Origin of the sequence: Cellulomonas sp. 73-92 (assembly GCF_001898175.1) — a bacterium.
In the GTDB taxonomy this organism is placed as follows: Bacteria; Actinomycetota; Actinomycetes; order Actinomycetales; family Cellulomonadaceae; genus Cellulomonas.
This window is the reverse complement of the sequence record NZ_MKTH01000018.1, coordinates 101,575-127,534: the sequence shown is the minus strand read 5'-3', so window position 1 is coordinate 127,534 and position 25,960 is coordinate 101,575. Positions and strand designations below refer to the sequence as shown.

At 74.5% G+C, this 25,960-nt stretch carries 26 protein-coding genes; 18 read left to right on the top strand and 8 right to left on the bottom strand.

Features of this window, described 5'->3' with window-relative positions; translation table 11 throughout:
- The first annotated feature begins 62 nt into the window (after window positions 1–62).
- Complete coding sequence (locus BGO37_RS13335; RefSeq protein WP_291755602.1) at window positions 63–1,316, top strand: HNH endonuclease signature motif containing protein; 1,254 nt, start codon at window positions 63–65, stop codon at window positions 1,314–1,316.
- Between the two features lie 79 nt (window positions 1,317–1,395).
- Here BGO37_RS13335 and BGO37_RS13330 read toward each other — a convergent pair whose 3' ends face one another.
- Together BGO37_RS13330 and BGO37_RS13325 are read right to left on the bottom strand one after the other, a co-directional pair.
- On the bottom strand, window positions 1,396–2,415 hold the full coding sequence (locus tag BGO37_RS13330; RefSeq protein WP_291755601.1) for an LLM class flavin-dependent oxidoreductase: 1,020 nt from the start codon (window positions 2,413–2,415) through the stop codon (window positions 1,396–1,398).
- A 480-nt stretch (window positions 2,416–2,895) separates the two neighbouring features.
- Window positions 2,896–3,195 (bottom strand): hypothetical protein, encoded by a 300-nt coding sequence (locus BGO37_RS13325; protein WP_291755600.1) that lies wholly within the window; start codon window positions 3,193–3,195, stop codon window positions 2,896–2,898.
- Between the two features lie 151 nt (window positions 3,196–3,346).
- Between BGO37_RS13325 and BGO37_RS13320 the strand changes: the two genes are divergently transcribed.
- The 9 genes from BGO37_RS13320 to BGO37_RS13280 all read left to right on the top strand — a co-directional run bounded on the left by BGO37_RS13320 (window position 3,347) and on the right by BGO37_RS13280 (window position 11,876).
- A complete protein-coding gene (locus tag BGO37_RS13320) occupies window positions 3,347–3,883 on the top strand; it encodes a hypothetical protein (RefSeq protein WP_291755599.1) in 537 nt (178 codons plus the stop codon).
- A 206-nt stretch (window positions 3,884–4,089) separates the two neighbouring features.
- Window positions 4,090–4,482, top strand: coding sequence for a PPOX class F420-dependent oxidoreductase (locus BGO37_RS13315; RefSeq protein ID WP_291755598.1), 393 nt, complete (start codon window positions 4,090–4,092; stop codon window positions 4,480–4,482).
- A 213-nt stretch (window positions 4,483–4,695) separates the two neighbouring features.
- Window positions 4,696–5,079: an SHOCT domain-containing protein gene (locus BGO37_RS13310; protein ID WP_291755597.1), complete on the top strand. Its 384-nt coding sequence runs from the start codon at window positions 4,696–4,698 to the stop codon at window positions 5,077–5,079.
- A 7-nt stretch (window positions 5,080–5,086) separates the two neighbouring features.
- A complete protein-coding gene (locus tag BGO37_RS13305; protein ID WP_291755596.1) occupies window positions 5,087–5,536 on the top strand; it encodes a hypothetical protein in 450 nt (149 codons plus the stop codon).
- Window positions 5,533–5,802: an SHOCT domain-containing protein gene (locus BGO37_RS13300; protein WP_291755595.1), complete on the top strand. Its 270-nt coding sequence runs from the start codon at window positions 5,533–5,535 to the stop codon at window positions 5,800–5,802. The genes BGO37_RS13305 and BGO37_RS13300 overlap by 4 nt, the downstream gene beginning before the upstream one ends.
- Window positions 5,803–5,816: 14 nt before the next feature.
- Window positions 5,817–7,616 carry an SLC13 family permease gene (locus tag BGO37_RS13295; protein WP_291755594.1) on the top strand — a complete coding sequence of 600 codons (1,800 nt, stop codon included), beginning with the start codon at window positions 5,817–5,819 and terminating at the stop codon, window positions 7,614–7,616.
- Window positions 7,616–8,677: a lysylphosphatidylglycerol synthase domain-containing protein gene (locus BGO37_RS13290; RefSeq protein ID WP_291755593.1), complete on the top strand. Its 1,062-nt coding sequence runs from the start codon at window positions 7,616–7,618 to the stop codon at window positions 8,675–8,677. The genes BGO37_RS13295 and BGO37_RS13290 overlap by 1 nt, the downstream gene beginning before the upstream one ends.
- Window positions 8,674–10,335 carry an AbgT family transporter gene (locus BGO37_RS13285; RefSeq protein ID WP_291755592.1) on the top strand — a complete coding sequence of 554 codons (1,662 nt, stop codon included), beginning with the start codon at window positions 8,674–8,676 and terminating at the stop codon, window positions 10,333–10,335. Before BGO37_RS13290 ends, BGO37_RS13285 begins: the two co-directional genes overlap by 4 nt.
- A gap of 32 nt (window positions 10,336–10,367) precedes the next feature.
- Window positions 10,368–11,876 (top strand): M17 family peptidase N-terminal domain-containing protein, encoded by a 1,509-nt coding sequence (locus BGO37_RS13280; RefSeq protein ID WP_291755590.1) that lies wholly within the window; start codon window positions 10,368–10,370, stop codon window positions 11,874–11,876.
- Between the two features lie 12 nt (window positions 11,877–11,888).
- Here the strand turns inward: BGO37_RS13280 and BGO37_RS13275 are convergent, their stop codons facing one another.
- Window positions 11,889–12,347, bottom strand: a complete 459-nt coding sequence (locus tag BGO37_RS13275) for a helix-turn-helix domain-containing protein (protein ID WP_291755589.1) — start codon at window positions 12,345–12,347, stop codon at window positions 11,889–11,891.
- 219 nt (window positions 12,348–12,566) lie between these two features.
- Between BGO37_RS13275 and BGO37_RS13270 the strand changes: the two genes are divergently transcribed.
- Complete coding sequence (locus BGO37_RS13270; protein ID WP_291755586.1) at window positions 12,567–13,496, top strand: alpha/beta fold hydrolase; 930 nt, start codon at window positions 12,567–12,569, stop codon at window positions 13,494–13,496.
- Window positions 13,497–13,499: 3 nt separating this feature from the next.
- Here BGO37_RS13270 and BGO37_RS13265 read toward each other — a convergent pair whose 3' ends face one another.
- Window positions 13,500–14,324 (bottom strand): glycosyltransferase family 2 protein, encoded by an 825-nt coding sequence (locus BGO37_RS13265; protein WP_291755584.1) that lies wholly within the window; start codon window positions 14,322–14,324, stop codon window positions 13,500–13,502.
- A gap of 114 nt (window positions 14,325–14,438) precedes the next feature.
- Here BGO37_RS13265 and BGO37_RS13260 point away from each other — a divergent pair, with 114 nt between their 5' ends.
- Window positions 14,439–14,882: a hypothetical protein gene (locus BGO37_RS13260; RefSeq protein ID WP_291755583.1), complete on the top strand. Its 444-nt coding sequence runs from the start codon at window positions 14,439–14,441 to the stop codon at window positions 14,880–14,882.
- On the opposite strand, the gene BGO37_RS13255 is transcribed toward BGO37_RS13260, so the two are convergent.
- On the bottom strand, window positions 14,857–16,989 hold the full coding sequence (locus BGO37_RS13255) for an accessory Sec system translocase SecA2 (RefSeq protein ID WP_291755582.1): 2,133 nt from the start codon (window positions 16,987–16,989) through the stop codon (window positions 14,857–14,859). The two genes, BGO37_RS13260 and BGO37_RS13255, sit on opposite strands and share 26 nt — an antisense overlap.
- A gap of 159 nt (window positions 16,990–17,148) precedes the next feature.
- The gene (locus BGO37_RS13250; protein WP_291755580.1) at window positions 17,149–18,081 is read right to left on the bottom strand and encodes an aldo/keto reductase; all 933 of its coding nucleotides are present in this window, start codon (window positions 18,079–18,081) and stop codon (window positions 17,149–17,151) included.
- A 94-nt stretch (window positions 18,082–18,175) separates the two neighbouring features.
- On the opposite strand from BGO37_RS13250, the gene rlmC reads away from it, so the two are divergent.
- Both rlmC and BGO37_RS13240 read left to right on the top strand, forming a co-directional pair.
- On the top strand, window positions 18,176–19,309 hold the full coding sequence (rlmC, locus tag BGO37_RS13245) for a 23S rRNA (uracil(747)-C(5))-methyltransferase RlmC (RefSeq protein ID WP_291755579.1): 1,134 nt from the start codon (window positions 18,176–18,178) through the stop codon (window positions 19,307–19,309).
- An 84-nt stretch (window positions 19,310–19,393) separates the two neighbouring features.
- Window positions 19,394–20,074: an alpha/beta hydrolase gene (locus BGO37_RS13240; RefSeq protein ID WP_291755577.1), complete on the top strand. Its 681-nt coding sequence runs from the start codon at window positions 19,394–19,396 to the stop codon at window positions 20,072–20,074.
- Here the strand turns inward: BGO37_RS13240 and BGO37_RS13235 are convergent.
- The gene (locus BGO37_RS13235) at window positions 20,068–21,387 is read right to left on the bottom strand and encodes an NYN domain-containing protein (RefSeq protein WP_291755576.1); all 1,320 of its coding nucleotides are present in this window, start codon (window positions 21,385–21,387) and stop codon (window positions 20,068–20,070) included. The two genes, BGO37_RS13240 and BGO37_RS13235, sit on opposite strands and share 7 nt — an antisense overlap.
- Window positions 21,388–21,534: 147 nt before the next feature.
- Here BGO37_RS13235 and BGO37_RS13230 point away from each other — a divergent pair, with 147 nt between their 5' ends.
- From BGO37_RS13230 to BGO37_RS13215, 4 genes are read left to right on the top strand one after another with little or no spacing between them, the layout of a single operon-like run.
- Complete coding sequence (locus tag BGO37_RS13230; protein WP_291755575.1) at window positions 21,535–22,521, top strand: GGDEF domain-containing protein; 987 nt, start codon at window positions 21,535–21,537, stop codon at window positions 22,519–22,521.
- Between the two features lie 18 nt (window positions 22,522–22,539).
- Window positions 22,540–22,809, top strand: a complete 270-nt coding sequence (locus tag BGO37_RS13225) for an acylphosphatase (RefSeq protein ID WP_291755573.1) — start codon at window positions 22,540–22,542, stop codon at window positions 22,807–22,809.
- 11 nt (window positions 22,810–22,820) lie between these two features.
- Window positions 22,821–23,288: an NUDIX domain-containing protein gene (locus BGO37_RS13220; RefSeq protein WP_291755572.1), complete on the top strand. Its 468-nt coding sequence runs from the start codon at window positions 22,821–22,823 to the stop codon at window positions 23,286–23,288.
- Complete coding sequence (locus tag BGO37_RS13215; RefSeq protein ID WP_291755570.1) at window positions 23,285–24,556, top strand: MFS transporter; 1,272 nt, start codon at window positions 23,285–23,287, stop codon at window positions 24,554–24,556. The genes BGO37_RS13220 and BGO37_RS13215 overlap by 4 nt, the downstream gene beginning before the upstream one ends.
- A 31-nt stretch (window positions 24,557–24,587) precedes the next feature.
- Here BGO37_RS13215 and BGO37_RS13210 read toward each other — a convergent pair whose 3' ends face one another.
- The gene (locus BGO37_RS13210; RefSeq protein WP_291755569.1) at window positions 24,588–25,898 is read right to left on the bottom strand and encodes a PQQ-binding-like beta-propeller repeat protein; all 1,311 of its coding nucleotides are present in this window, start codon (window positions 25,896–25,898) and stop codon (window positions 24,588–24,590) included.
- Between the last annotated feature and the right edge of the window lie 62 nt (window positions 25,899–25,960).

Genomic DNA, 25,960 nt, shown 5'->3' with positions numbered 1-25,960 from the left:
AGGCCGCGTTCGATCACCTGCTGGGTGCGTTGGCGGCGGGGGAGTTGTCGCGGCGGGCGTCGATGAACCCGCTGTGGCGGGAGCCGGTGCCGTCGCGGACGTGTGTGGCCGGGGACGAGCTGGCGATGCGGCTGGGCTGGTCGCGTCCGGCGGCGGCCCGGCTGGTGCGCGATGGGCGCGCCCTGGACAACGAGCTGCTGCTGGCGGCCGACGCCGTGCGGGACGGGCTTCTCGATACCCCGAAGCTGCGGGTGCTGACCGACAGGCTGCACGACCGCCCCGACCAGCTGTCCTGGCCCGTGCTCGAGCAGGTGCTGCCCGACGCGCCGCTGCGCACCCCGACGCAGCTGGCCGCCGACGTGGACCGGGCCCTGCTGGCCGCCGATCCGCTGGATGCCGCGGTGCGGTTGCCGAAGGCGCTGGCGACCCGGCACGTGTGCCATCCCCGTCGGCTGCCCGATGGGATGGCCGGCCTGTGGGCCGTGCTCCCCGCCACCGACGCGGCCCGGATCGACGGCACCCTGGAGGCCACCGCCCGCGCGGCCCGCGCCGCCGGGGACCCGCGCACCCTGGACCAGCTACGCGCCGACACCCTGAGCGACCTAGCCACCGGCACCGCCTTGCTCGCTGGCACCACGTTGATGCAGGGCGGGAACGGCGACATCCGAGCGAGGACCACCGACGACGCGTTCGACCACGAGCACGAGGCCGCGCCGGTCACCGAGGCGCCGCGTCCGCCGGGGCGGGCCGCCCCCGGCATCCGGATCCCCAAGGTCCGCATCGATGTCACCGTCGCCTTGTCCACGTTGATGGGACTGGACGACAACCCGGGTGAGCTGGCCGGGCTCGGACCCATCCCTGCCGAGCAGGCCCGTGCCCTGGCCCTCGGGGGAACCTGGCGACGCATCGTCACCGACCCGCTGACCGGCACCGTGCTGGACGTCGGACGCACCCGCTACCGGCCACCCGCCGCCCTGGCCGAGCATGTGCTGGCCCGCGACCAGGTCTGCGCCGGTCCCGGCTGCAGTGTGCCCGGGCACCGCTGCGACCTCGACCACACCACCGAGTACCACGGCACCCCCGCCAACGGCTCGCCCGTGCGCGGCACCACGTCGGCCGGCAATCTCGGACCCCTGTCCAGCCGGTGCCACCGGCTGAAGACCGACGGCGGCTTCACCCTGCGCCAGGTGCGGCCGGGCCTCTTCGAGTGGCGCACGCCAGCCGGCCTGACCTACCGCGTCACCCCCGGCAACCACGGGCGAACCGAGAAGCTCGACAAGCACCCCCGCGCGATCCCCGACAACCCACCCTTCTGACGGCGCCTGCTGGCACCGTCGCGAGCCGTGGGGCCGCCGCCCCTTCCGGACGGTCCCAGCGGTCGCCGTCAGGTGGCCGTCAGCGCCAGCCGAGCGCCGGGGCGACGTGCGTGAGGATCGACTCCAGCACGTGGGCGTTGTAGTCGACCCCGAGCTGGTTCGGCACCGTCAGCAGGAGCGTGTCGGCCGCCGCGATCGCCTCGTCGCCCTCGAGCTGTTCGATCAGCTCGTCGGGCTCCGCCGCGTAGGTGCGCCCGAAGATCGCCTTGGTCTGCGCGTCGATGAACCCGACCTCGTCCTCGTCCTGCCCGCCGTGGCCGAAGTAGGCGCGGTCGCGGTCGTCGGTGAGGGCGAAGATGCTGCGGCTGACCGAGACGCGGGGCTCGCGCTCGTGTCCAGCCTCCTTCCACGCCTGCCGGTAGGCCTCGATCTGCTCGGCCTGCTGAACGTGGAAGGGCTTGCCGGTCTCGTCGTCCTTGAGCGTGGAGCTCATGAGGTTCATGCCGAGCTTCGCGGCCCAGACACCGGTCGCGTTCGACCCGGACCCCCACCAGATGCGCTCGCGCAGGCCCTCGGAGTACGGCTCGAGGCGCAGCAGCCCGGGCGGGTTGGGGAACATCGGCCGTGGGTTCGGCTGCGCGAAGCCGCCACCCTCGATGACCCGGAGGAACACCTCTGCGTGCGTCCGGGCCATGTCCGCCTCAGACTTGCCCTCGGCGGGCTCGAAGCCGAAGTAGCGCCAGCCGTCGATCACCTGCTCCGGTGACCCGCGGCTGATGCCGAGCTGCAGCCGCCCGCCCGCGATGAGGTCGGCGGCGCCGGCGTCCTCCGCCATGTAGAGCGGGTTCTCGTAGCGCATGTCGATGACGGCGGTGCCGATCTCGATCCTCGACGTCCGCGCGCCGACCGCGGCCAGCAGCGGGAACGGGGAGCCCAGCTGCCGCGCGAAGTGGTGCACCCGGAAGTAGGCGCCGTCGGCGCCGAGCTCCTCGGCGGCCACCGCCAGCTCGATCGACTGCAGCAGCGCGTCGCTGCCGGAGCGCGTGTGCGACGAGGGTGACGGCGTCCAGTGGCCGAAGGAAAGGAACCCGATCTTCACCTCAGCACTCTAAGTCGGCGTCTGTGCCGGACGCCCGGCGAGGGCCCCACGCGCCGCCCGGCGCGGAGCGTGTCGCACCGTCAGCCCGCGGGACCCGTGCGGCTCGGACGCGACGAGCGGGGCGAGGCGCCGTCGACGACGGGGCGGGCACGTCCCCCAAGGACCTGCAATGATCGGTCCGTGCGCGAGTCTTTCATCGGTCGCTTGATCGATGATGTCCGGGGACTCCTTCGCCTACTCACGATTGTGTCGGCCTGCTTTGCGGTCGGCACAGTCATCTTCGGCCTCTCCAAGCCCGCAGAGCGTGGAGGCGCGATGGCCTGGGCGCTGTTCGTTGGGGCCTTTACCGGAGTCTGCGCAGCCCTTTGGGCGAGCGTCGAGTGGTGGCGCCGGGTGCGGGCAGAGCCCCGTAAACGGTAGGTCGAAGGAGCGCCCTCGCCCCAGGGCCTTCGCCGTCATGCCGCCACGGGTGGACACCAGTCAGTCGTCGGGCGCGTAGACGTCCATCCAGTAGGTGCCGTTGACGCGTGCGAGTGCGCGAATGAGCCCAGAGGGCAGGGTCATCGCGTGTTGGCCTTCGCGGGGAGCCCAGGAACAGAACAATCGAGCCTCCAGGTCGTCGAGCAACCCTCCCGGCCGGGCGTCGGCGAGCTCACCAAGCCAGGACTCCGCCGCTTGTAGCTGCTCCTCCAGCGTCCCGCCCACGAGATCGCGCACCTGCATCTCCGCCGACCCGCGCCACACGGTGACGGTTGTCCTCGCCCACTCGCCCTCGGCCACCCGAAGATGCTTGCAGCGTTGCCGGGTCACCTCACGGTGAATGCCACGCCGGGTTGAAGGGCTATCCATCTGACTGACACGTCCCTCGCCTGGTCAGGTGCCTACCCGGACGAGCCCGGTGGCGGACGAGTGCGTGCCACGATCTGTCCTCATGAACGACGGTGCGGGGTCGGTGCGCGCAAGGCTCGGCGTTGACGAATACGTGCTGTGGACCGGCGGCCCGGATCCGGCAGTCCTCTTCGGCCCGCAGGACGCCTTCCTGATCCCTTTCTCCCTGCTCCTGGCCGGATTCTCGGTCTTCTGGGAGATCGGCGTCGTGACGTCGGATGCGCCCTGGTTCTTCCGCCTCTGGGGTGTCCCCTTCTTGCTCATGGGGGCCTACATCACGGTCGGCAGGTTCATCGTGAAGCACTGGCTCGCACGCCGCTCCACCTATGTGCTGACCAACCGGCGAGCAATCGTCGTGCGGCCGCGGAGCACGGTCGAGCTCCGGCTGCCCGGTCCGACGGTGACCGTCCAACAGAGCCACAACGGAAGGCACGCAACCGTCGGCTTCGGCTCCAGCACCGCCGCACCGGGCACCCGGGGGGTGTCTTGGACTGCGCCGCGGCCGCACGAGGTGGACTTCAGGGACGTCGCCGGCCCCGACGAGCTGCTCCGCGCGCTCGACCAGATCGCAACTCGCTGAGCACCACAGAAGTCCGCCGACCAGGCGAAGCCAACGGTCGACAGCCTCTTGACCGGGCAAGAAACGTATCAGTCAGAGGTCAGGAACCCGATGTTCTTCATGCGGGCTGCAACGCCGGGGAACCGGCGGCACTCCCCGAGGCCAGCGGTTGCGATGCCCGACGGGGGTGCGCACCGTGGGACGTCAGTCTCGGAGGGAGGACACCGATGCCCGATGTCGACGACCGGTTGACCGACGCTCACGTCGCGTACCTCGCCACTCAGATGCTCGGGAGGTTGGCGACGGTCGATCGCGACGGCAGGCCGCAGAACAACCCCGTCGGGTTCCGGTACAACGCGCAGCTCGGCACCATCGACATCGACGGCCTCGACATGTGCCGCAGCCGCAAGTTCCGGAACCTCGCGACGAACCCGAACGTCGCCCTCGTCGTCGACGACATCGTCACGGTGCGGCCGTGGCGCGTCCGCTGCGTGGAGATCCGCGGCACGGCCGAGGCGCTCGTCGACCAGCCGCCCAGCCGCCACGGGGCCTCGGGCGAGGTCATCCGGATCCACCCGACCCGGGTGATCTCGTTCGGCCTCGACGTGGGCGGCGAGTAGCCACCGCTGCCGCCACGGGGTCGACCGTCGACGTCCTCCGCTCCGGGCTCGCCCGGCACGAGAGTCGGCTGCCGTACTCCCTGCGGCTGATCCCCGACGTCGACCGCCGGTAGCCGGCGCGCCGCCCCCTAGTTCTGGGGAGTGTCCGTGGCAGGGCGGTCCCCATAACGTCCCTGGTAGGGCCCCTCCGCGGCCCCCGGGTCAGGAGGCGTCGTGTCGGGTTTCTGGCAATGGTTCTGGCTGGTCGTCGAGATCTTCCTCTTCCTCATGTACCTGATGATCCTGTTCCAGATCATCGGCGACCTCTTCCGCGACAAGGCCCTCGGCGGCCTCGCGAAGGCCCTGTGGATGCTGGTTCTCGTCATCGCGCCGTTCCTCGGCGCGCTCGTCTACCTCATCGCCCGCGGCCGTGGCATGTCGGAACGCGCCGGCGAGGCGCTCCGGGAGCACCAGGCCGCGGCCGACCACTACATCCGCACCGTCGCGGGCACGTCGCCCGCCCAGGAGATCGCGACCGCCCAGGAGCTGCTGACGGCGGGCGCGATCACGCCCGACGAGTTCGCGCGGCTCAAGGCCCAGGCCCTCGCGGGGAGGTGACGTCGCCATGGGCAACGACTGGCTGGGTCCGGTCGAGCATCTCGACGTCCGGGTGGAGCCCGGTGGGTCACCCGACGAGGGCCTGCGCCGGCTGCGGGCGCTCGTGGACGGCGGTCTGGTGCGGCTCCTCGACCTCGAGGTGGTGGTGGGCGCGGACGGCGCCCGGCACGCGCTCGACGTGGCCACCTGGGGCGAGGGTGTCGGACTGGATCTGCATGCCTTCGACGGCGCGTGGTCCGGCCTGCTGGACGACGACGACCTCGTCGCGGCACTCCCGGACCTCGACGACGGGTCGGTGGAGATCGTCGTCGTGTACGAGATCGTCGCGCTGGCCGCGGTGCTCGACGCCTTCGACGGGCCCGCGGTCCGCGTGACGGGCTCCGGACCCGTGGCCGAGGCGGACCTGCTCGCCGCCCTCGACAAGGGCGAGCTCGCCGGGACGGGGGTGCCGACATGAGCCTGCTGCGCACCGCGAGCCACGTGGCGGTCGCGTCCGCCGTGAACGGGCGCGTCCGGCAGCGTCAGATGCGGCGCATGGCCGGGCTCGGCGCGGCGCCCGCGCCCGCCGCGGCACCCGAGGTCACGCCGCCGCCCGCGCCGGCGGCGCCGCCGCCCGCAGCCGCGGACCGCATCGCGCTGCTGCGCCAGCTCGGCGAGCTCCGCGATGCCGGGGTGCGGACCACCGAGGAGTTCGAGACCCAGAAGGCCCGGCTGCTCGCCTGATCCCGGAGGCCTCGATGTCGGACGCCACGCTGAGCCTCGTGGTCCTGGCGGGCACCGTCGCGTTGTTCGTCTGGAACCGGTTGTCGGTGGGTCTGGTCGCGGTCTGCTCCGCCCTCGCGCTCTACGCCACGGGTGTCGTCGACGCCACGACCGCGGTCTCGGGGTTCGGCGATCCGGTGGTCGTCTTCATCGCGGGCCTGTTCGTCATCGCCGAAGGCCTCGACGCAGGGGGCCTCACCGCCTGGGCGGGCCAGGCGCTGGTCCGGCGCGCCGGCACCGCACGGGTCACGCTGCTCGTCGGGCTCATGCTGCTGGCCGCGGTGACGGCCGCGTTCGTCACCCCCAACGGAGCTGCAGCCGCCCTGCTGCCGGTCGCGGTCGTGGCGGCGCGTCGGGCGCGACTGCTGCCGTCGGCACTGCTCATGCCGCTGGCCTTCGCGGCGAGCGCGGGTGCCTTGCTCGTGCTCTCGGGAAGCACCGTCAACGTCATCGTCTCGGAGTCCCTCGCGGGGGTGACGGGCCGCGGGTTCGGGTTCTTCGAGTTCGGGCTCATGGGTCTGCCGTTGCTGGCCGTGACCGTGGCCGTGTGCGCGCTGCTGGGCCCCCGGCTGCTGCCCCGACGGAGTCCCGACGAGCAGACGACGGACGTCACCGGCCACGTGGCGACCCTGGTGGAGCACTACCGGCTCGAGCACGGCTTCTACCGGTTGGCGGCCCCGCAGGGGTCGCCGCTCGTGGGCGCCGATCCCCGTCAGGTCGCCGTCCCGGAGGGCGTCAGCCTGGTGGGGGTGCAGCACGCGGGCGGCGATCCCGGCCTGGTGGGGGAGTCGGTCGCCGTCGACGACGTCCTCGTCGTCTCGGGTGACACCGAGCGGATCGCCGAGTTCGTCGCCCGAAACGACCTGCGGATCGTCGCCACACCCCTGACCCGTCGCACCCGCGAGGCGCTGCTGTCGCGTGAGGCGGGGGTCGCCGAGGTCGTCGTGCCCCCGCGCTCGACCCTCATCGGGCAGCGCACGTTCCCCGGCCAGGTGCGCTCGGGCCTGACGGTGCTCGCCGTGCGGCGGTTCGGCCGCAGCCGGGGGGCCCGCGCCAGCAACCTCGTCGAGGGGGACCTGCTGCTGCTGCACGGGCCGTGGGACGCCGTCGCCGGCCTGGCCAGGGACGCGGACGTGCTCGTGGTCGACGACCCGGAGCTGGTGCGCCGCCAGAACGCGCGGCTCGGGCCGCGGTCGTGGACCGCGGTCGGCGTGCTCGTCGTCGCGGTCGGGCTGCTGGCCTCGGGCGTGACCAGCCCGGCGATCGCCGGGCTGGTCGGTGCCGGTGGCATGGTGGCGACGAGGGTGGTCACGCCGTACCAGGCGTACCGGGCCGTGTCCTGGCAGACGGTGGTGCTCGTCGGCGGCCTGTTCCCGCTGTCGACGGCGATCCGCACGTCCGGGGCCGCCGACCAGCTGGCCGGGTACATCGTCCGGCTCGTGCAGGGCGCCGGACCGCGCGTGCTCCTGGCGGTGCTGTTCGCGGTGACGCTCGTGCTGGGGCAGGTCGTCAGCAACACGGCCACGGTGCTCATCGTCACGCCGATCGCGCTCGCCGCCGCGCACTCCGCGGGCGTCGCCCCGGCGCCCGTGCTCATGCTCGTGGCCGTCGCGGGGGCCTCCTCGTTCCTCACGCCGATCGCCACGCCGGCGAACATGATCGTCATGGGCGCCGCCGGCTACCGGTTCGGCGACTACTGGAAGCTCGGGCTCGCCGTGACCGCGGCCTGGTTCGTCGTGGCGATCGGCCTCATCCCCGTCATCTGGGGCACCTGATGCGCCGGCGGGTGGTGACCTGGCTCGTCGGCCTGGTCCTCGCGTGGGTGGCCTACCTTGCGGTCCGCCGGCTGGTCGGCGCCGTCGACTGGCCGGCCGTCGGTGCGGCCCTCGTCGGCCTCGACGCCTGGCTCTTCGCGCCCCTGGTCGTGCTGCTGCTGGTCCGTCAGGTGCTCAACGCCGTACCCCTCACGTACTACGCCCCCGGCCTTGGTCTGGCGCGGTCCGTGCAGAACGACACCGCGGCCAACCTGCTCGGCACGTTCGCGCCCCCGCCGGCCGACGTGGTGGTCCGGGTGCAGATGTTCCGCTCCTGGGGCCTGGACCCGGTGATCGGCATGACCGGCGTCAGCCTCAACTCCGCCAAGTTCTACGTCATCCGCTTCATCGCCCCCGTGCTCGGCCTGCTGGCACTCGGTGTGCGCGAGGCCGAGCTGAGGCAGTGGCTCGTGGCGCTGGCCAGCCTCCTCGCCTCCGCCGCGTTCCTCGTCGCGCTCGTGCTCGTGCTGCGCTCCGACCGCCTGGCGGCGTGGATCGGGCGCACGGCGGGACGGCTCGTGGCGCGCGTGCGGCGGTCGGTGGACCCGGCGGCCTGGGCCGCCTACCTCGTCCGGCTGCGGGCCACCACCGCGGACTCGCTGCGCCGCGGCCTGCTCCCGTCCCTGCTCGCCCTCGTCGCCATGGTCCTCGCGGACGCCTCGATCGTCCTGGTCTGCCTGCGGGCGTTCGGCGTGGGGCCCGACCGCGTGCCGACGCTGGACGTCTACGCCGCGTTCCTCATGGCGTACCCGCTGACCCTCCTGCCGCTGTTCGGCTTCGGGGTGCTCGATGCGGTGCTCGTGGGGTCGTGGACCACGGTGGCGGGAGCGGCGGCCGAGGCCGACGTCGTCGCGGCGACCGTCGTCTGGCGCGTCGTGACGATCGTCGGGACCTTCGTGCTCGGCCTGCTGTCCCTCGCCCTCTGGCGCCTGCGCCATCCCGCGCGACGCGCGGGATCCAGCGGCGCGGAGGCTTCCGGCGTCGTTCCTCCGGCCCCCGTCCCTCCAGGGAGGACCCCATGAGTGCCAATGCCGCGACCGCGCCGAAGCCGGGCGGGATGGCCCGCATGCTCGACGGGATCGAACGCCTGGGCAACAAGGTGCCCAACCCGACGGTCCTGTTCGTGTACCTCATCGCGTTCATCGCCGTGCTCTCGGCGATCCTGTCCTGGGCCGGGGTGTCCGTGAAGGACGAGGTCGTGGTGCCCGTCCCGACGCAGCAGTGGGCGCAGATCAACGAGCAGCTCGGCGGCAACTACACCATCTACGACTCGACGACCGGCGAGCCGGCGCAGCTGCCGGCGTTCATCACCCAGGTGCAGGAGTTCCCGGTGCGGAACCTGCTGTCCATCGAGGGGATCCGGTTCGTCTTCGAGTCGTTCGTGCACAACTTCGCCGGCTTCGGCGTGGTCGCCGTGGTGCTCGTGTCGATGGCCGGCGTCGGGGTCGCCGAGGCGGCCGGGATGATGGGCGCCCTCATCCGCCGCGTGGTCAAGGTCGCGCCGCCCCGCTCCCTCACGTTCATCCTCGTGTTCGTCGGCGTGCTGTCGTCGGTCGCCACGGATGCCGGCTACCTCATCCTCATCCCCCTGGCGGCGGCCGCGTTCGCGTCGGTCGGCAGGCACCCGCTGGCCGGGATGGCGGGCACGTTCGCCGCGGTGGGGGCGGTGTTCGGCGTGAACCTGCTCATCACGCCGTCGGACTCGATGCTCACCGAGATCACCAACGACGTGCTGGGCAAGCTCGGCATGTCGAGCCTCAACGTCACGCAGAACTTCTACTTCGCGATCGTCTCGTCGATCGTCCTGGCGGTCGTGGTGACCTTCGTGACGACGAAGCTCGTCGAGCCCCGGCTGGGGCGGTACGACCCGAGCGAGGCAGGCGATGTCGCGCCGCCGGAGGCCGTCGACTCGGCCGCCGAGGCCCGCGGCCTGCGGTTCGCCGGGTGGACGGCGCTCGGCGTCGTCGTCGTCGTGCTCGCGCTGACGCTGCCTCCGGGGGCGCCGCTGCGCGACCCCGTCACCGGCGACATCATCGGCACGACGCCGTTCATGGCGAGCCTGATCTTCGTCATCTCGCTCGCGTTCATGCTCTGCGGCATCGCCTACGGGCGCGGGGCCCGCACGCTCAAGGGCGGGGACGCCACCGTGGGCGCCATCGCCAAGACGTTCGGCAGCCTCGGCGGGCTGCTGGTGATGTTCCTGATGATCGCCCAGTTCATCGCCCTGTTCAACTGGTCGAACCTGCCGACCGTCGCGGCCGTCGAGGCCGCTCACCTGCTGGAACGCGCCTCCGTGCCGGCGATCGTGCTGCTCGTCGCGTTCATCGTCGTCATCCTCGTGCTGGACATCATCCTTCCCGGCCTGATCCCCAAGTGGGCGATCTTCGCGCCGATCTTCCTGCCGATCTTCGCGACCCTGGGCGTCGCCCCGCAGACGCTGCTGGCGGCCTACCGGGTCGGTGACTCGCCCATGAACGTCATCACGCCGCTCATGGTCTACCTGCCCTTCATCGTGACGATCGCGCAGCGGTACGTGAAGAAGGCAGGGCTGGGCACGGTCATCTCCCTGATGCTGCCGTACACGGTGATCGTGCTGGTCACGTGGGTGGTCCTCTTCATCGCCTGGTTCTACCTCGGCATCCCCTGGGGCCCCGGCGCCCCGGTCCACCTCGGTTCCTAGCGGTATCCCGCCCGACCCTCCGGAGGCTCGTCATGGTCACCACCCCGCTGCCCAGTGCTGCACCCGTGGAGCGGCTCGTCCCCTCCTGGTTCGCGTCCCTGGACGTCCGCGTCGACGACCCCGTGGGGGCCGACGCGATCGGGCTGCCGGTGCTCGCCGGCGGCGACGTCCCGGCCGATCTCGGCACCGACCTCGCGGCGCTGACCCGGGCCGGGTTCACGCCGACCGTCGGCTCGGCGCTCGCCGAGCCGCGCCGCGACGGGCCCGCGCTCGTCGCCGTCGGCCTCGGGGAGGCCGCCGCGCTGACCGCCGCCGGGCTTCGCGACGCGGCCGCCGCCTTCGCCCGCGCGGTGCCGCGGGACGGCGCGCTGGCGTTCGTCCTGCCGTCGTCGGACGCGGTCGGCCCCGGCGAGGCCGCGGCGGCCGTGGTCGAAGGGGTGCTGCTCGCGCGGCACCGCTTCGACCTGCGCTCGGCGCCCCGGCCGGCGGACGCCGTCGCGGTGACCTCGCTGGTGCTCGTCGCGCCGGCAGGCGACCGGGAGGCGTCGGTCGCCGGCGCCGCCCGGGGCCTGGTGCTGGCGCGGGCCGCGATGATGAGCCGTGACCTGGCCACCTGCCCCGCCGTGCTGCTGACGGCCGAGGCCATCGCCCGCGTCGCCGTCGAGCTCGGCGGTGCCGTGGGGGTGGACGTCGAGGTCACCGACCGTGACGGGCTGGTGGCGCTCGGGTGCGGCGGGCTGCTCGGCGTCAACCGGGGGAGCGCCACCGAGCCGCGGATGGTGCGGCTGGCCTACACGCCGGCCGGCGAGCCGACCGGCCACCTGGGCCTCGTCGGCAAGGGGATCATGTACGACGCCGGCGGCATCAGCCTCAAGCCGTCCGACGAGTCCCACGCCCAGATGAAGAACGACATGACGGGCGCCGGCGCGATCCTCTCGGCGATGCTCGCGCTGCCCGCGCTGGGCTGCCCCTCGGCCGTCACGGCGTGGCTCATGTGCACGGACAACATGCCCTCCGGCACGGCGATGCAGCTGGGCGACGTGCTGACGACGCACGGCGGCACGACGGTCGAGGTGGTCAACACCGACGCCGAGGGCAGGCTCGTCATGGCGGACGCTCTGGACCTGGCCGTCGAGGCGGGCGTCGACGCGATCGTCGACGTGGCCACGCTCACCGGCGCCTGCCTGCGGACCTTCGGGACGGAGGTGGCGGGGGTGATGGGCAACAGCCGGGCGCTGGTCGCCGCCGTCGAGGCGGCCGGGGCGGTGGCGGACGAGCCGGTGTGGGAGCTGCCCCTCATCCAGGCCTACCGGGCGTGGCTGGACTCCGACGTCGCCGACCTCAAGAACCTCGGCGGCGTCAACGCCGGCGCGATCACGGCGGGGCTGTTCCTGGAGCACTTCGTCGCCGGCAGGCCCTGGGCCCACCTGGACATCGCGGGGGCCGCCCAGGCGCCGGCGCCGGCCGCATGGGTGAACCGGGGTCCGACCGGGTTCGGTGCCCGCCTCGTCGCCGAGCTGGCGGTGGCCTTCCGGCGGTAGGCGACCGCGGCGTCAACCCCGTCCGCGCAGCACGCCGTCCTCCACGGCGCGGCGGTAGAGGTCCACCTTCGTGTGCGCCGGTCGGTCGACCGCGGCGTACTTCTGGCGGATGCGGCGGACGTGGTCGAGGACGGTCTCGCGCGAGATCCCGAGCAGCCGCGCGACCCGGTCGGCCTTCTCACCCGAGGCGTAGAGCCCGAGCACCTCCAGCTCGCGCACGGTCAGGCGCGGCGTGCCGCCCTCGCCGGAGGCGACGGCGAGTGCGGCCGAGCGCGCCGCGGCGAGGGTGGTGGCGTACCCCCGCGGGTCCGAGCGGTCCGCGAGGAGCACGACGAGGACGACGACCTCGCGGCCCCGACCGGGGCGCGGGACCTCCACCACGGCGGGTGCGTTCCCGGTGGCGAGCGCGTGACCCTCGTCCGCCAGCATCGAGAGCACCCCCTGCACGGCGGCTGCCGTGCGCGGCTCCACGGTCTCCGGCCGGGCGCGAGCGCCCGGGCCCCCCTGGTGGGGGACGGAAACCCCACGTCCGGTGGCGACAACCATGACTGCCCCCTTCGTGCCAGTGGCACGTCACCCGCCTCATGATGGTGACACCCGTTCAGCAACCCGGCGAGCGCTGGGCGGGAACAACGGGGCGCCCCCTGTGCGCTGTGCGTGAAGCGGGTAGCCTCGCGCCGCGCAGGTGCGGTGGCCACCAGGACGGAGGGCGACGGCGTGATGGGCGGGGTGCTCGTCCCGGGGGACGACGGCTGGCCGACGCCCGAGCAGATCCGTGACTTCGACTGGGTGACGCTGCCGCAGGGCACGCGGCTGGGCACGTTCGACGCCCCGAGCGGCACGCTGGCCGCCGCGGAGTGGGGGCCGGCCGGCGGGGTGCCGGTGCTCGCCCTGCCCGGCGTGACCGGGTCCAAGGAGGACTTCGCCCTCGTGGCGCCCCTGCTCGCGCGCGCGGGCTACCGCGTGATCGCCGTCGACCTCGCCGGGCAGTACCAGTCGCACGCGGCCGGCCCGAAGCCCGGTGGCCGGTACGACCTTGCGCTGCACCTGGCGGACGCCGAGGCCTTGCTGGACGCCTACGGACCGGCGCACCTCATCGGCTACTCGTTCGCGGGCGTCGTCGCCGCCCAGCTCGTCGTGCGGCGCCGCGAGTGGGTGCGCAGCCTCACCCTCGTGTCGGCGCCGCCGGTGGCCGGCAACGCGCTGGCGAAGGTGCGGATCATCGGCCCGCTGGGGCGCGTCATCCGGGCGCGCGGGGCTGCCGGCCTCATGACGTGGGGCGTGCGGTGGAACCTCAACCGGACGACGAGCGCGCGGTACCGCCTGGTGAGCCACCGGTTGCGGTACACCCGCCCGGAGTCGGTGGTCGACGCGATGGCGGCGCTGATGCACGTGCCCGACGTGGAGGACAAGCTCCTGGTCAGCGGCATCCCGACCCTGGTCACGGCGGGTCACGGCGACCTGTGGACCGCGGCGCGGCACCGGGCGTTCGCCGAGCGGGTCGGCGCGCAGGTGCGGCTCTACGCGACGGGCCACTCGCCCGTGGAGACCACGCCCCGGCAGATGGCGGCCGACGTGCTGGCGTTCCTCGCGGCGGCGGACGCCGCCGGTCGCGCGTAGCCGCTACGGCAGGCGGACGCGCTCGCGCGCCGGGTTCGTCGTGCGCCGTCCCCAGGCCCGCTTGACCCACGGCGCCCCCGCGGGCCACGTCGCACGGAACGTGACGTAGGCCTTCCGCAGCCGCAGACCGAGCGACCCGGGCGTGGCGAACGGCCGCGCGGACACGGGCATCACGAGCGTCGGGTCGTACCGGACCCGGGTGCCCGCCGGCAGCCGGATCGACAGGTCGAGGTCGTCGTGCACCGTGGGGTCCCGGCGCAGCACCCGCCCCCGGGTCCGCCGCCACACCGAGGTCCGCATCGCGAAGTTCGACCCGAAGATCGGCGCGTGGCCGAAGACGGGTGTCAGCACCCGGTACATCCCCCCGATGTACCAGTGCTCGCCCGCCCAGTGCATGAACGCGTTGCCGCCGTAGAACCGGGCGCCGCCGGTGAGCACGTCCAGGGCGGGGTCGGCCTCGAACGCACCGGCGACGCGCTCGACCCAGTCGGCGGGCGGCACCGAGTCGGCGTCGAGGCGGGCGATGACGTCGGCCGAGCGTGCGGCGACGTCGTAGCCGCGCGCGGCGGCGGGCCAGATGCCGCGGCGCCTCTCGTGCGCGAGCGTCGCGCCGGCGCGGCGGGCGACGTCCGGGCTGGCGTCGGTGGAGCCGTTGTCGACGACGACCACCTCGTCGGGCCGTCGTGTCTGGTGGGCGAGGGCCTCCAGGCAGGCGGCGAGGAACCCGGCGTCGTCCAGGCAGGGGATGACGACGACGACGCGCAGACGTGCCCGTGGGCGGCGCGCGCCGACCGGTGCACCGGCGCCGCTCCTCGCCTCGACCGTCACGCGTCCCGCTCCCGTCGCTCGCCCGCCCTGGTGACGTTACGCCGGTGGGGGGAGCCGGACCCCCGCGGCCCGCTCCGGTGACGGGACGGGCCCGGTCGGTGGGACGATGCGAGGGTGAACCCGAGCGCCCCGTGGCACCACGCTCCGCCCGTCTCCGCCGACGTGGCCGGCGGCTTCGTCGCGACCGAAGCACCGGCGATGCAGCAGTCGATCCGCTCCGCGCTGCGCCCGGGCGAGGGCAAGGGGGGTCCGGTCGTCATCGAGGCTCAGTTCGTCACCGGTGCCGCCGAGCGGGTGGTCATCGAGTGGCGCAACCGGTACGTCGGGTTCGTGCCGACGTCGCACCTCGCGGAGCTGCGCGGCCAGCTCGCGGCCGCCGGCAAGGCGGTGCTGTGGGCGCCCGGCCTGGTCTACCACGACGGGAAGTACTGGCGGGTGTGGGTCGGGCCGGCCCCGGAGGGCGGCTTCCCCGAGGTCGAGGCCGGGTACGACCATCTGCCCGAGCCGCCGCCGTCGATCTTCGGGATCCCGCTCACCCGGCTTCGTCGCGACCTGTGAGGCGCCCGAGGCGGCGTCGCAGCGCGCGGGTCGCGCGATCGACGTCGTCTCCCAGCACCATGTCGTGGACCAGGTAGGTCCACGTCGCGGACGGCCGGCGCAACCCCAGGTCGGCGAGGCTCGTCGCGTCGGGGGTGCCGGTGACGAGGCGGTCCGCCTCGTCGCGGGCATCGTCGAGCAGGGTGGCGAACGCCTCCTCGGCGTCGTGGTTGAAGCTCAGCCACGGGTTCATCCGCGCCACGACGCGCAGGTGGACCGACTCGCGCAGGTCCGTCAGCAGGCCGAGGTGGTCGCTCCACGCGCGGTCCAGGACGGCGAGCCGCACCGCACGCCACAGGTCGTCGTCCCGCTCGAGGATCCGCCCGCGCTCCGCCTGGACGGCCGCGCGCTGCGCGGCGACCACGGCGTGGTAGCGCCACGTCTCCTGCAGCGTCGCCAGGTCGGAGCCTTCGGCCACCTTCTGCGCGTGCAGGACGAGCGCGCGGGCGGAGCGCGCCGCCACCAGCCCGTCCGGCCCGGCCTGCCCCGACCAGTCCGCGTCGGCGGCGGTCGCGACGACCTCGTCGTCCAGCGCGGCGTAGACCGCGGAGCCGCCGGGGTCGCCCTGCCGGCCGGAGCGGCCCCGGAGCTGGTCGTCGAGGCGTGAGCTCGGGTAGAGGCCCCGCGCCAGCACGAGCAGGCCGCCGGCCTCCGCGGCCCCCGGGCCGAGCCGGATGTCCGTGCCGCGCCCGGCCATCTGCGTCGACACCGTGACGGTGCCGACCTCACCGGCGCGGGCGACGAGGTGCGCCTCGGCCGCGTCGTTCTTCGCGTTGAGCACGACGTTCGGCACGCCCGCCTCGTCCAGCAGCGCCGCGACCTGCTCGGACGCCGCGACCGACTGCGTGCCGACCAGCACCGGCCGGCCGGACCGGTGCGCCTGCGCGGCGCGCGCGACGAGGCCCCGGTCCGCGTCCTGCGCGCCGGCGTAGACGCACACCGGCTCGTCCTTCCGCACGCACGGCCGGTGCGGTGCGATCCGCACCACCTGGAGCCGGTACAGCGTGTCGAGCTCCTCCCGGGCGCCGGCGGCGGTGCCGCTCATGCCGGTCACGGAGCGGTAGGCGAGCGTCAGTGCCGGCACGGTCGTCTGGTCGAGGACGACGCCCGCCTCCGACCGCTGCAGGCGCTCGCGGACCTCGACCGCCTCCTGCAGCCCGTCGGGCCAGCGCCGCTGGTGCGCGACGCGGCCCCGGGCGATGTCGACGAGCTTGACGGCGCCGTCCACGACGAGGTAGTCCACGTCGCGCACGACGAGCTCGCGGGCGTGCAGCGCGAGGTTGACGGCCGTCAGGGTCGGTGCGCCGCCCTCGTCGTACAGCCGGATCCCCCCGAACGACCGCTCGACGCGGCGCGTGCCGCGCTCGGTGAGCCACACGGCCGTGCGGCCCTCGTCGACCTCGAAGTCGTCCCCCGGGGTGAGGGCCTCGACCACCTCGGCGGCCCGCACCGCGAGGTCGCCCTCGCGCTCGCCCCACGCGCCCGCGATGACCAGGGGGATCCGCGCCTGGTCCACGAGGAGGGCGTCGATCTCGTCGACGGCCAGGTGGTCGAGGCCGTCGAGGACCCGGTCGGCCGGGCGTTCGACGAGGCCGTCGCGCAGCAGGTCGAAGCCGATCTCGGTCAGCGGGGCGTAGACGACGTCGTGGCGGTAGGCGGCGCGGCGCTCGTCGGGCGGCGTGAGCGACGTGACCGAGGCGACGCTCACGCCGGCGGCCTCGTAGACGGGGCGCATCCACTGCGCGTCGCGCGCCGCGAGGTAGTCGTTGACCGTGGCGACGTGGAGGCGCCGTCCGTCGCGCACCGCCAGCACCGCGGCCAGCGCGCCGACGAGCGTCTTGCCCTCGCCGGTGTCGAGGTCGACGACCCGTCCGTCCTGCATCGCGAGGACGGCCAGCCACTGCTCGTCGTGCACCTCGAGGCCCAGCGTTCGCCGGACGATCTCGTCGAGCTCGGCGCGGGTGCGGCCCAGGGCGGTGCCGGCGTCGCCCCGGCGCGGCAGCGCCCGACGAAGCCGGCGCAGTGCCGTCCGCTCGTCCTGCTCGCCCACCCACTGCGTCAGCCGCACCCCGCCGACGCTACCGGCCGTGACGCGCACCGCCGAGCGCCCACTTCATCGCCGAAACCGTGCCTTGCGGACGTCGGAAGGCCCGGTCTGGGTGACGAGGTGGGCGCTCGGCAGAGGTGGGCGGCGAGTCCGGGGGCGGGGAGGCGGGCGGGCTCAGGGTCAGGCGGAGGCGGACGTCAGGGCGGCGAGCTCGTCGGGGGTCAGCTCGAGCGTGGTCGACGCGAGGAGGGCCGGCACCTGGTCCACCCGGCTCGCCGAGGCGATCGGTGCCACCACGGTCGGCTGCGCCCGCAGCCAGGCCAGGGCGACCGACGCCACCGCGGCGCCGTGCGCCGCGGCGACCTCGTCGAGCGTCGCGAGCACGCGCCAGCCCCGCTCGGTGAAGTACTGCGAGGCCCGGCCCAGGCGCTCTCCCTCCGGCTGGTGGCCGGGGCGGTACTTGCCCGAGAGGAACCCGGAGGCCAGGGCGTAGTAGGGCAGCACCCCGAGGTGGTGGCGGGCGGCGGCGTCGCGCGTGCCGGTCTCGAACCCGCGCTCGACCAGGCTGTAGCCGGGCTGGTGCGCTACGGGCGCGTGCAGGTGGTCCCGCGCCGCGATCGCGAACCACTCGTCGATCCGCTCGGCCGAGTAGTTCGAGAGGCCGATCCAGCGCACCAGGCCCTCGTCGACGAGCCGCGAGAACGCGGCGGCGGTCTCCTCCAGCGGCACCTCCGGGTCGTCGAAGTGTGCCCAGTACAGGTCGATGCGATCGGTGCCCAGGCGCGCCAGGGAGGCACGCGCCGCGGCGGCGACCGTCGCGGGGGCGAGGCCTTGCAGGTCGGCGTGCCGGCCGGCCTTCGTCGCGATCACCACGTCGTCGCGCTTGCCCGGGCGGGCGGCGAGCCAATGGCCGATGATCGCCTCGCTCTCGCCGCCGACGTGGCCGGGAACCCACCGGTTGTACCCGTCGGCGGTGTCGATCGACAGCCCGGGTGCCTCCGCGAACGCGTCGAGCAGCGCGAAGCTCGTCGGCTCGTCGGCCGTCCAGCCGAACACGTTCCCGCCCACCGCCAGCGGCAGGACGTCCAGGTCCGAGTCGCCGATCCGCACCATGAGGTCTCCTTCGTCGTCGTCGGCCCCATCCTGCGCCGGGGCCGCGGGCCGCCCGCGGGCCGTCCGTCCCGTGGTCGTTCCGTACGCTCGGGGGGTGTTCTGCCCTGCGTACGACGACGGCCGCTGCCGTTCGTGCACGCTGCTCGCGGTCCCGTACCACGAGCAGCTCGCCGGCAAGGCCGCGCACACCGCGGGGCTGCTGGCGCCGTTCGGCGACATCGCCTGGGAGGCGCCGGTGCCCAGCGCCCCGGCCGGGTACCGGAACAAGGCGAAGCTCGTGGTCGGCGGCACCCTCGACGCGCCGACGCTCGGCATCCTCGACGTGGACCACCGCGGCGTCGACCTGCAGGACTGCCTGCTGTACGAGGAGCGGCTCGCGGCGACGTTCCCGGTGCTGGCCGCGTTCGTCACCCGTGCCGGGCTGGTCCCGTACGCCGTGCCGGAACGGTCCGGCGAGCTCAAGCACCTCCTGGTGACGGTGTCGCCCGACGGCGAGCTCATGGTCCGGTTCGTGCTCCGCTCCACCGAGTCGCTGGCGCGGATCCGCAAGCACCTGCCGGCGCTGCTGGCCGAGCTGCCGCAGGTCGCGGTCGCCTCGGTCAACGTGCTGCCCGCGCACGCCGCCCTCCTCGAGGGCGAGCGCGAGATCCTCCTCACGGAGGCGTCGGCGCTGCGGATGCGGCTGGGCGGCATCGACCTGTGGCTGCGCCCGCAGGGCTTCTTCCAGACGAACTCGGCCGTGGCGGCCGCCCTCTACCGGCAGGCGGCCACCTGGCTGGCCGACGATCCGCCCGCGTCCCTCTGGGACCTCTACTGCGGGGTGGGCGGCTTCGCGCTGCACGCGGCCGCCGCGACCCGGGCGCGCGTGCTCGGTGTCGAGACGAGCGAGGCCGCCGTCGCCGGTGCCCGTTCGTCGGCGGCGTCCGCCGGGCTGGACGCCGAGTTCGTCGCCGGGGACGCGACCGCGTTCGCGCTGGGCGCACCGGCCGCCGACGTGCCCGAGGTCGTCGTCGTTAACCCGCCCCGGCGGGGGATCGGTGCGGCCCTCGCGGGCTGGCTCGAGGCGTCCGGGGTGCCCCGCGTCCTCTACTCGTCGTGCCACGCGGAGTCCCTGGCCACGGACCTGGCGGCGATGCCGTCGCTGCGGCCGGTTCGGGGCCGGCTGCTGGACATGTTCCCCCAGACCGCGCACGACGAGGTGCTGGTGGAGCTCCGCCGCGGCGCCTGACGCCGTGCGGTGAGCGCCGCGCCCGATCCCGGGCGTTCCTCGAGGTTCGTCGGGGAACGTGCCTAAGGTCGAGTCGTGGGTGTGATGGCCGGGCCTCTGTGGGCCGAGCAGACGGGCCACGGCCGCGCCCTCGTGCTGCTCCACGGCAACGGCGAGACGCACCACGTCTTCGACCGGATGGTGCCGATCCTGGCGCCGCACCACCGGCTGGTGGCGCTGGACTCGCGCGGCGGCGGCGGGTCGCCCCGCGGCGACGGGCCGCTGACGATCGCCCGGATGGCCGACGACGTCGACGACGCCCTCGCGGCGCTCGCGCTGGCGAGCGTCGACCTGCTCGGCTTCTCCGACGGCGGGAACATCGCCCTCGAGCTGGCGCTGCGGCACACCGGGCGGATCGGGCGGCTCGTCGTCGTCGGCGCCAACCTGTTCCCGGACGGCCTGCGGGCGTCGAGCCTGGCCTCGACGCGCCTGCTTCACCGCGCCGTGCGCCTCGCCGCCCACCCGCGGGCGCAGGCCCTCGCGGAGCGGCTGGCGCTGATGACGGAGGACCCCCACATCGAGCCGTCCGACCTCGTGCGGGTCGACATCCCCGCGCTGGTCGTCGTCGGCCGGCGCGACGTGGTCCGGCCCCGGCACAGCCGGCTCATCGCGACGAGCCTGCCGAACGCGCGGCTGGCCACGGTGGAGCGCGCCGGTCACATGCTGCCGATCACGCACCCCAAGCCGCTGGCCCGCCTCGTGGAGCACTTCCTCGACGGTCAGTGAGACGGTTCGAGGAGCCCGCCGGTCACCCACGTGCGGATGTTCTTCTCGTCGGCCTTGCTCAGCTGCATCTGCGCCCCGCGGCACAGGCCGATGACGTTGTCCGCCCAGGCCTTGGCCAGCTGGCGGGCGTCGGGCTTGCTGGCCGTCAGCTTGAGACCGGAGTAGAGGATCCCGGCGATCACCTGGCGCACGGTCGCCTGGCCGACCTTGGCGCCCGCCTTCTGGCAGGCCTCGTACACGCGGCGGGCGGTGGCGGTGGTGTCGAAGGGGTGGGTGTGGACGTCGGCGGCGAGCCGGCCGAGCAGCACCCCGTACGTCGCCTGGGTGAGCCCCGGGATGTCGGTGACCCTGATGACGCGCTGCTGGACCTCGGTGACGTCCTTCGGGCTGGCGGGGGCGGCCGGCAGGTCGGCGTCGTCGAACCGCGTCGGGTCCCAGACGTAGCCGCCGGGCTGCTCCTTCGTCGTCCGCAGGTCCGGGAGCTCGCGTGCCAGCCAGGCGCTGAACGTGCCGGCCGACTCCCACTTCGAGCCCGGCAGGTTCGGGTCGGCCTGCTGGGCCGCCTGGGCCGCGGCGGACAGGGGGACCGGGCGGTCGGCGGTCTGCAGCAGCCGCACGATGGCGCGGCGTCCCTTCTGCGAGCCCGCCGACGAGGCCGGTCGCTTCGGCGCGGCGGCCGTCCTGGCCTCGCCCGAGGGCTCGGGTGCCCGCTGCGCCGGGACGGCGATCGTCGGTGCCGTTCCGGAGGCGTCCTCGCCGGCGAGGGCGCCGGTCTGGGTGACGAGCTCGACGAAGGCGGTGGCGTCCATCACGGTGTCCGCGACGGCCCGGTAGGCGCTGGCGGCGGGGCTCGCCGTGACGACGGTGACCCGCCGGTCGTTGGCGCGGCAGCGCTGGATCAGCGGCGTGAAGTCGGCGTCGGCCGAGAGGATGACGAACTCGTCGTACCGCGTCGGGGCCGCCAGGGCGTCGACCGCGTCGAGGACCAGGTTGATGTCGGCGCTCGACTTGCCCTGCTGCGTCAGCGACGGGCAGTCGACCACCTGGAAGCCCGCCCGCGTGAAGTGCGGCCGGAACTCGGAGAACCGCGCCGGGTTGAGGTAGCAGTTGAGGACGAGGAAGCGGCGGGTGAACGTGCCGTCGTCGTCGGCCCCGGTGGCCAGCTCGCCCAGCCAGTGCCCGGGGTCGGTCGCGAAGCGGTCGGCGAGCCGCGCGTCGAGCTGCTGCAGCCCGATGAGCACGTTGTCGAAGTCCACGAAGAGGGCGCAGCGCAGCCGCCTGGTGTCGCCGGATGCCGGCTCGGTCACAGTCACCCGCCCATCCTGCCGGGCATTCGTCCCGGCGGCCCGTGTTTCGAGCGCCGTCACCGCAGGTGACCCCCGCGTGAACGTCCGGCCAACACTCACCGGTCGTGTCCGCTTGGTCCGGTTCCGCTCGTCGCGCGCGCCGACACTTCCGGCATGCACGACGAGCTCACCGCGGTGGCGCAGCACACGGCCGCACCGGGCCGGGGCCGGCTGGCCGGGGTCGCCCGCGACCTGGCCCGGCCCGTCCTCGTCGTCGGCTCTGGCCTGCCGGTGGCCGACCTCGAGGTGGTCTTCCGCGACGAGGACCTGCCCTGCGTCGCGGTGCTCGACGACGGCGACGGACGGGTCGGCCTCGTCACGCGCAGCAGGTTCACCGGCGCGATGACCGGCCGGCTGGGGTACGGGCGGGCGGTGCTGGAGCGCCGCGCGACGGGCGACGTCACGGACTGGTCGGCGCTCGTGGTCGCACCCGAGGCCCCCGTCGCGGAGGTGGCCACCCGCGCGATGGAGCGTCCCGGCGAGCGCCGGTACGACGAGGTCCTCGTGCGTGGCGAGGCGTGGGGCTCGGCGAGCGCCGCCGACCTGGTGCTCGCCCTGGTCGGCGCCCTGGCGCAGCGGTCCACGCACGACCCCCTCACCCGCCTGCCCGGCCGGCCCAGCACGTGGCACTCGCTGACCCGCCGGTGCGAGATGGCCGCGCGCACGCAGGCGCGCGTGGTGCTCGTGCTGCTCGACGTGCGCGGCATGGCCGACACGAACGCCCGCTACGGGCAGGCCAACGGCGACGCGCTGCTGGCCGAGCTGGCGAGCCGGCTCGGCGAGTCCCTGCCACCCGGCTGCGAGGCGGGGCGCGTGGACGGCGACCGGTTCGCGGTCCTGGCGACCCTGCCGCCGGCCGACGACCTGCGCGCCGCCGCCCAGGCCGACGCGGTGCGGCAGCAGGCAGTGACGGCGCTGCTGACCCCCTCGGGTGGCATCCCGCCGGCGGCCTGGCCGTGGCTTCACTCGGCGGTGGCGTGGTCGGTCCCCGGCACGGCGGCACCCGACGAGCTCGTCCGCGAGGCCGAGGCCCGCCTGCGCCGGGCGAAGGCGGCGGCACGCCGGGCGGAGGCACCCCTCGCCTCGCCTCAGCAGGGCTGACGCCGTCACCATGGGGGTGTGATCGCTCGTCGGGCCGTGGTGCACGGGGACGTGCAGGGCGTCGGCTACCGGTGGTGGACCGCGCGCGAGGCGCAGCGCCTCGGCGTCCGCGGCTGGGTGTCCAACCGGGACGACGGGAGCGTCGAGGTCCACGCCGAGGGCGATGCGGCGGCGGTCGACGCGCTGGTCAGCGCGTTGGGCGAGGGCCCGCGCTGGGCCCGGGTCGCCCGGGTGGTCGTCGCCGACGACGACCCGGCGGGTTGGTCGGGCTTCGAGGTGGAGCCGTAGCATCGCCTCCCGTGGCCACCCCTGACTTCGTCCTCGCCCTGCGCGCGAAGATCGGGCACGACCCCCTCTGGCTCGCCGGCGTCACCGCGGTGGTGCTCCGTGGGCGCCAGGTGCTGCTGGTGCGGCGGGCCGACAACGGCCAGTGGACGCCCGTCACCGGCATCGTCGACCCGGGGGAGCAGCCCGCCGTCGCGGCCGTGCGCGAGGTGCTCGAGGAGGCGAACGTCGTCGCGACGGCGACACGGCTGGCGTCCGTCGGGGTCACCGAGCCCGTCACCTACGCCAACGGCGATCGCTCGCAGTACATCGACCTGACGTTCCGTTGCGCGTACGTCTCCGGCGAGCCCCACCCCGCCGACGGCGAGAACACCGACGCCGCCTGGTTCGACCTCGACGACCTGCCGCCGATGCAGGCCCACATGCACGGCCGCCTCGCCAGCGCGCTGTCGGACGACCCCGCGGCGGCCTTCGAACGATGAGCTCCGCCCGGACCGAGGACGCGACCGGTGGCTTCCTGTCCCGGCAGGCGCTGCTCGGGGTCTTCCTGCCGGCGCTGTGCTTCGAGACGGGCATCGGGGCCGTCACGCCGATGGTCGCCATCCGCGCCGTCCAGCTCGGCACGTCCCTGGGCGTAGCCGGCCTGCTGGCCGCGATGCTCGCGGTGGGGCAGATCCTCGGCGACGCGCCGGCGGGCGCTCTCGCGGCCCGCGTCGGCGACCGGCGGGCGCTGCTCATCGCGGCGGTGGCGACGAGCGTGACGCTCGTCGGCTGCGCGCTGGCGGGCGGCCCGCTGCTCTTCGGCCTCGCGGTGCTGCTGACGGGCGCGACGAACTCGGTGTACATGCTCGCCCGGCAGGCCTACCTCACGGAGATCACGCCGCCCCTGTACCGGGCGCGGGCCCTGTCGACGCTGGGCGGCGTGGGGCGCATCGGGATGTTCGTCGGGCCGTTCCTCGGTGCCGGTGTGGTGCACCTGTTCGGCACGGTCGGCGTGTTCTGGTTCGGGCTGGCCGTCACGGTGGTCGCCGGCGTCGTCGTCGCCGTGGTCCCGGACGTCGAGGGGGCGGGGGTCGCCGCGGTCCGCGGCGGCGCGCCCGTGTCCCTGCGGCGTGTGCTCGTCGAGCACCGCGCGGTGTTCGTCCAGCTCGGCATCGCGGTGCTGCTCGTCGGCGCGACGCGGGCCGCCCGCCAGGTGGTCATCCCGCTGTGGGGCGAGCACCTCGGGCTCGCGCCGGCGACGACGAGCCTGGTCTACGGGCTGTCCGGGCTGGTGGACACGGTGGTGTTCTACCCCGCTGGCAAGCTCATGGACCGGCGCGGGCGGCTGGCGGTGGCCGTGCCGTCCATGGTGGCGCTGGGTGCGACCCTCATGCTGCTGCCCCTGGCCTCGTCGGCCGCGTGGCTGGCCGTGATCGCCATGGCGATGGGCCTGGCCAACGGCATCGGCGCCGGGATGATCATGACGCTCGGGGCGGACGTGGCGCCGCCGGGCGTCCGGCCGCAGTTCCTCGGGGTGTGGCGGCTGTTCTCGGACGCCGGGGGAGCCGCGGGGCCGCTCGCGGTCGCCGCCGGTGCCGGCCTGGGCAGCCTCGCCGGGGGCGCGGTCGTCATGGGCGTGATGGGGATCGTGGCCGCCGGCGTGCTGCGCGCCACCGTGCCGCGCTGGTCGGTCCACGCCAACGCCCGCACGCGCGTGGCGGCCGGGCTCCGGCCCGACGGCCACCCGGTGGTGGTCGAGCGCCGCTAGCGCCGGCCGGTCGGCGGCGGCGCGGGGGCCGTCAGCCGAGCGCGTGCACCGTGCCGGGCGAGTGGTTGACGGCCCCGCCGCCCGGGCCGTCCGGCGCGACGAACGTGAAGCTGGCGCGCGCCGTGTCGATCAGGTGGCCCTCGACCGCGACCACCGACGAGCCACCCTCGGGCAGCGTGGTCCGCCAGCGGACCGCGCCCGTCGCGAGGTCGAGGGCGACGAGGACCGTGGTGGCGACGGTGGACTCGCCGGACGCGGCGTGGGCGTTCGTCGCGTCGACGTCGACGACGAGGGCGGCACGGCGCCCGTCGGTGAACGCGGCCCGTGGCGGGACGGTGCCCGCGTCCACCGCCACGAGGTCCGGGTCCACCCACAGCTCCCTGCCGGTCCGGAGGTCGACGCCGGCGATCCCCCCGTACGTCCGCGTGAGGACGGCGACCCGGGCGGTCCGCACCAGCAGGGTGCTGTAGACGTGCGTGGCCTGCCAGCGCACCCCGCCGTCGGGGCCGTAGGCGGTCAGCGGCACGCCTGCGGAGCCGGCGAGCACCAGCCCCGGCGACGTGCCGTCGGTCGCCCACGGGTCGAGCACCTGCTTCGGGTACGTCACGACGCCGCCGGGTCCGTGGAGCACGCTGGCGACCTCGGTGTCGCCGCGGTACCCGCCGACCTGCTCGAGCACGCCGCCGTCGACGTAGGGCTGGGCGTACCACCAGGGCGACGCCCCGGGGTCGGCGACGACGGTCCCGTCGAGGCGGAACGCCGCCTGCAGGCCGCAGCCGTAGACCTCCACGAGGCCCGCGTAGGCGAACACCGACGGGGGTGAGGCCGCGAGGGTGTAGGTCGGCTCCGGCCCGCTGCGGTCCACGGTGACCGAGCCGCAGCTCGCCGGGTCCAGGACCTGCTGGTGGGCCACCGTGTGCTGCCACAGCCGGGCGCCGGTCACCGCGTCCTCGAGGGTCACGACGGCGTCCTGGCCGGTCACCGGCGTCCCGTCGAGCCCGCCGGTCGGCGTGACGCTCACCTGGTCGGTGGCCGGGCTCGGCCCGACGAGGCGCACGGTGACGACGCCGCCGTCGGCCGTGCCGGCGGCCGCGGCGACGGCGGGGTCGAGCCGGCGCACGGTCGCCGACCCGTCCGCGTGCACCACGGTCACGCGGGATCCGGCGCCCTCGGACCCGCTCCAGCAGACGAGCGGGTCGACGACCACCGCGGCGCCGGGCGCCACCGCGAAGGGGCCGCAGCGCGGGTCGCCGCCGACCTCGACCTGCCAGCGCTCGACGCCGGTGCCCGCCTCCAGGGCGTGCAGCACCGTGCCGCGGCGCACGACGACGAGCCCCGGCATGGCAACGGTCGCGTCGGCGGACTCGGTGTCCGCCGACCAGGTGACGCGCGGCGGCTCGGCCA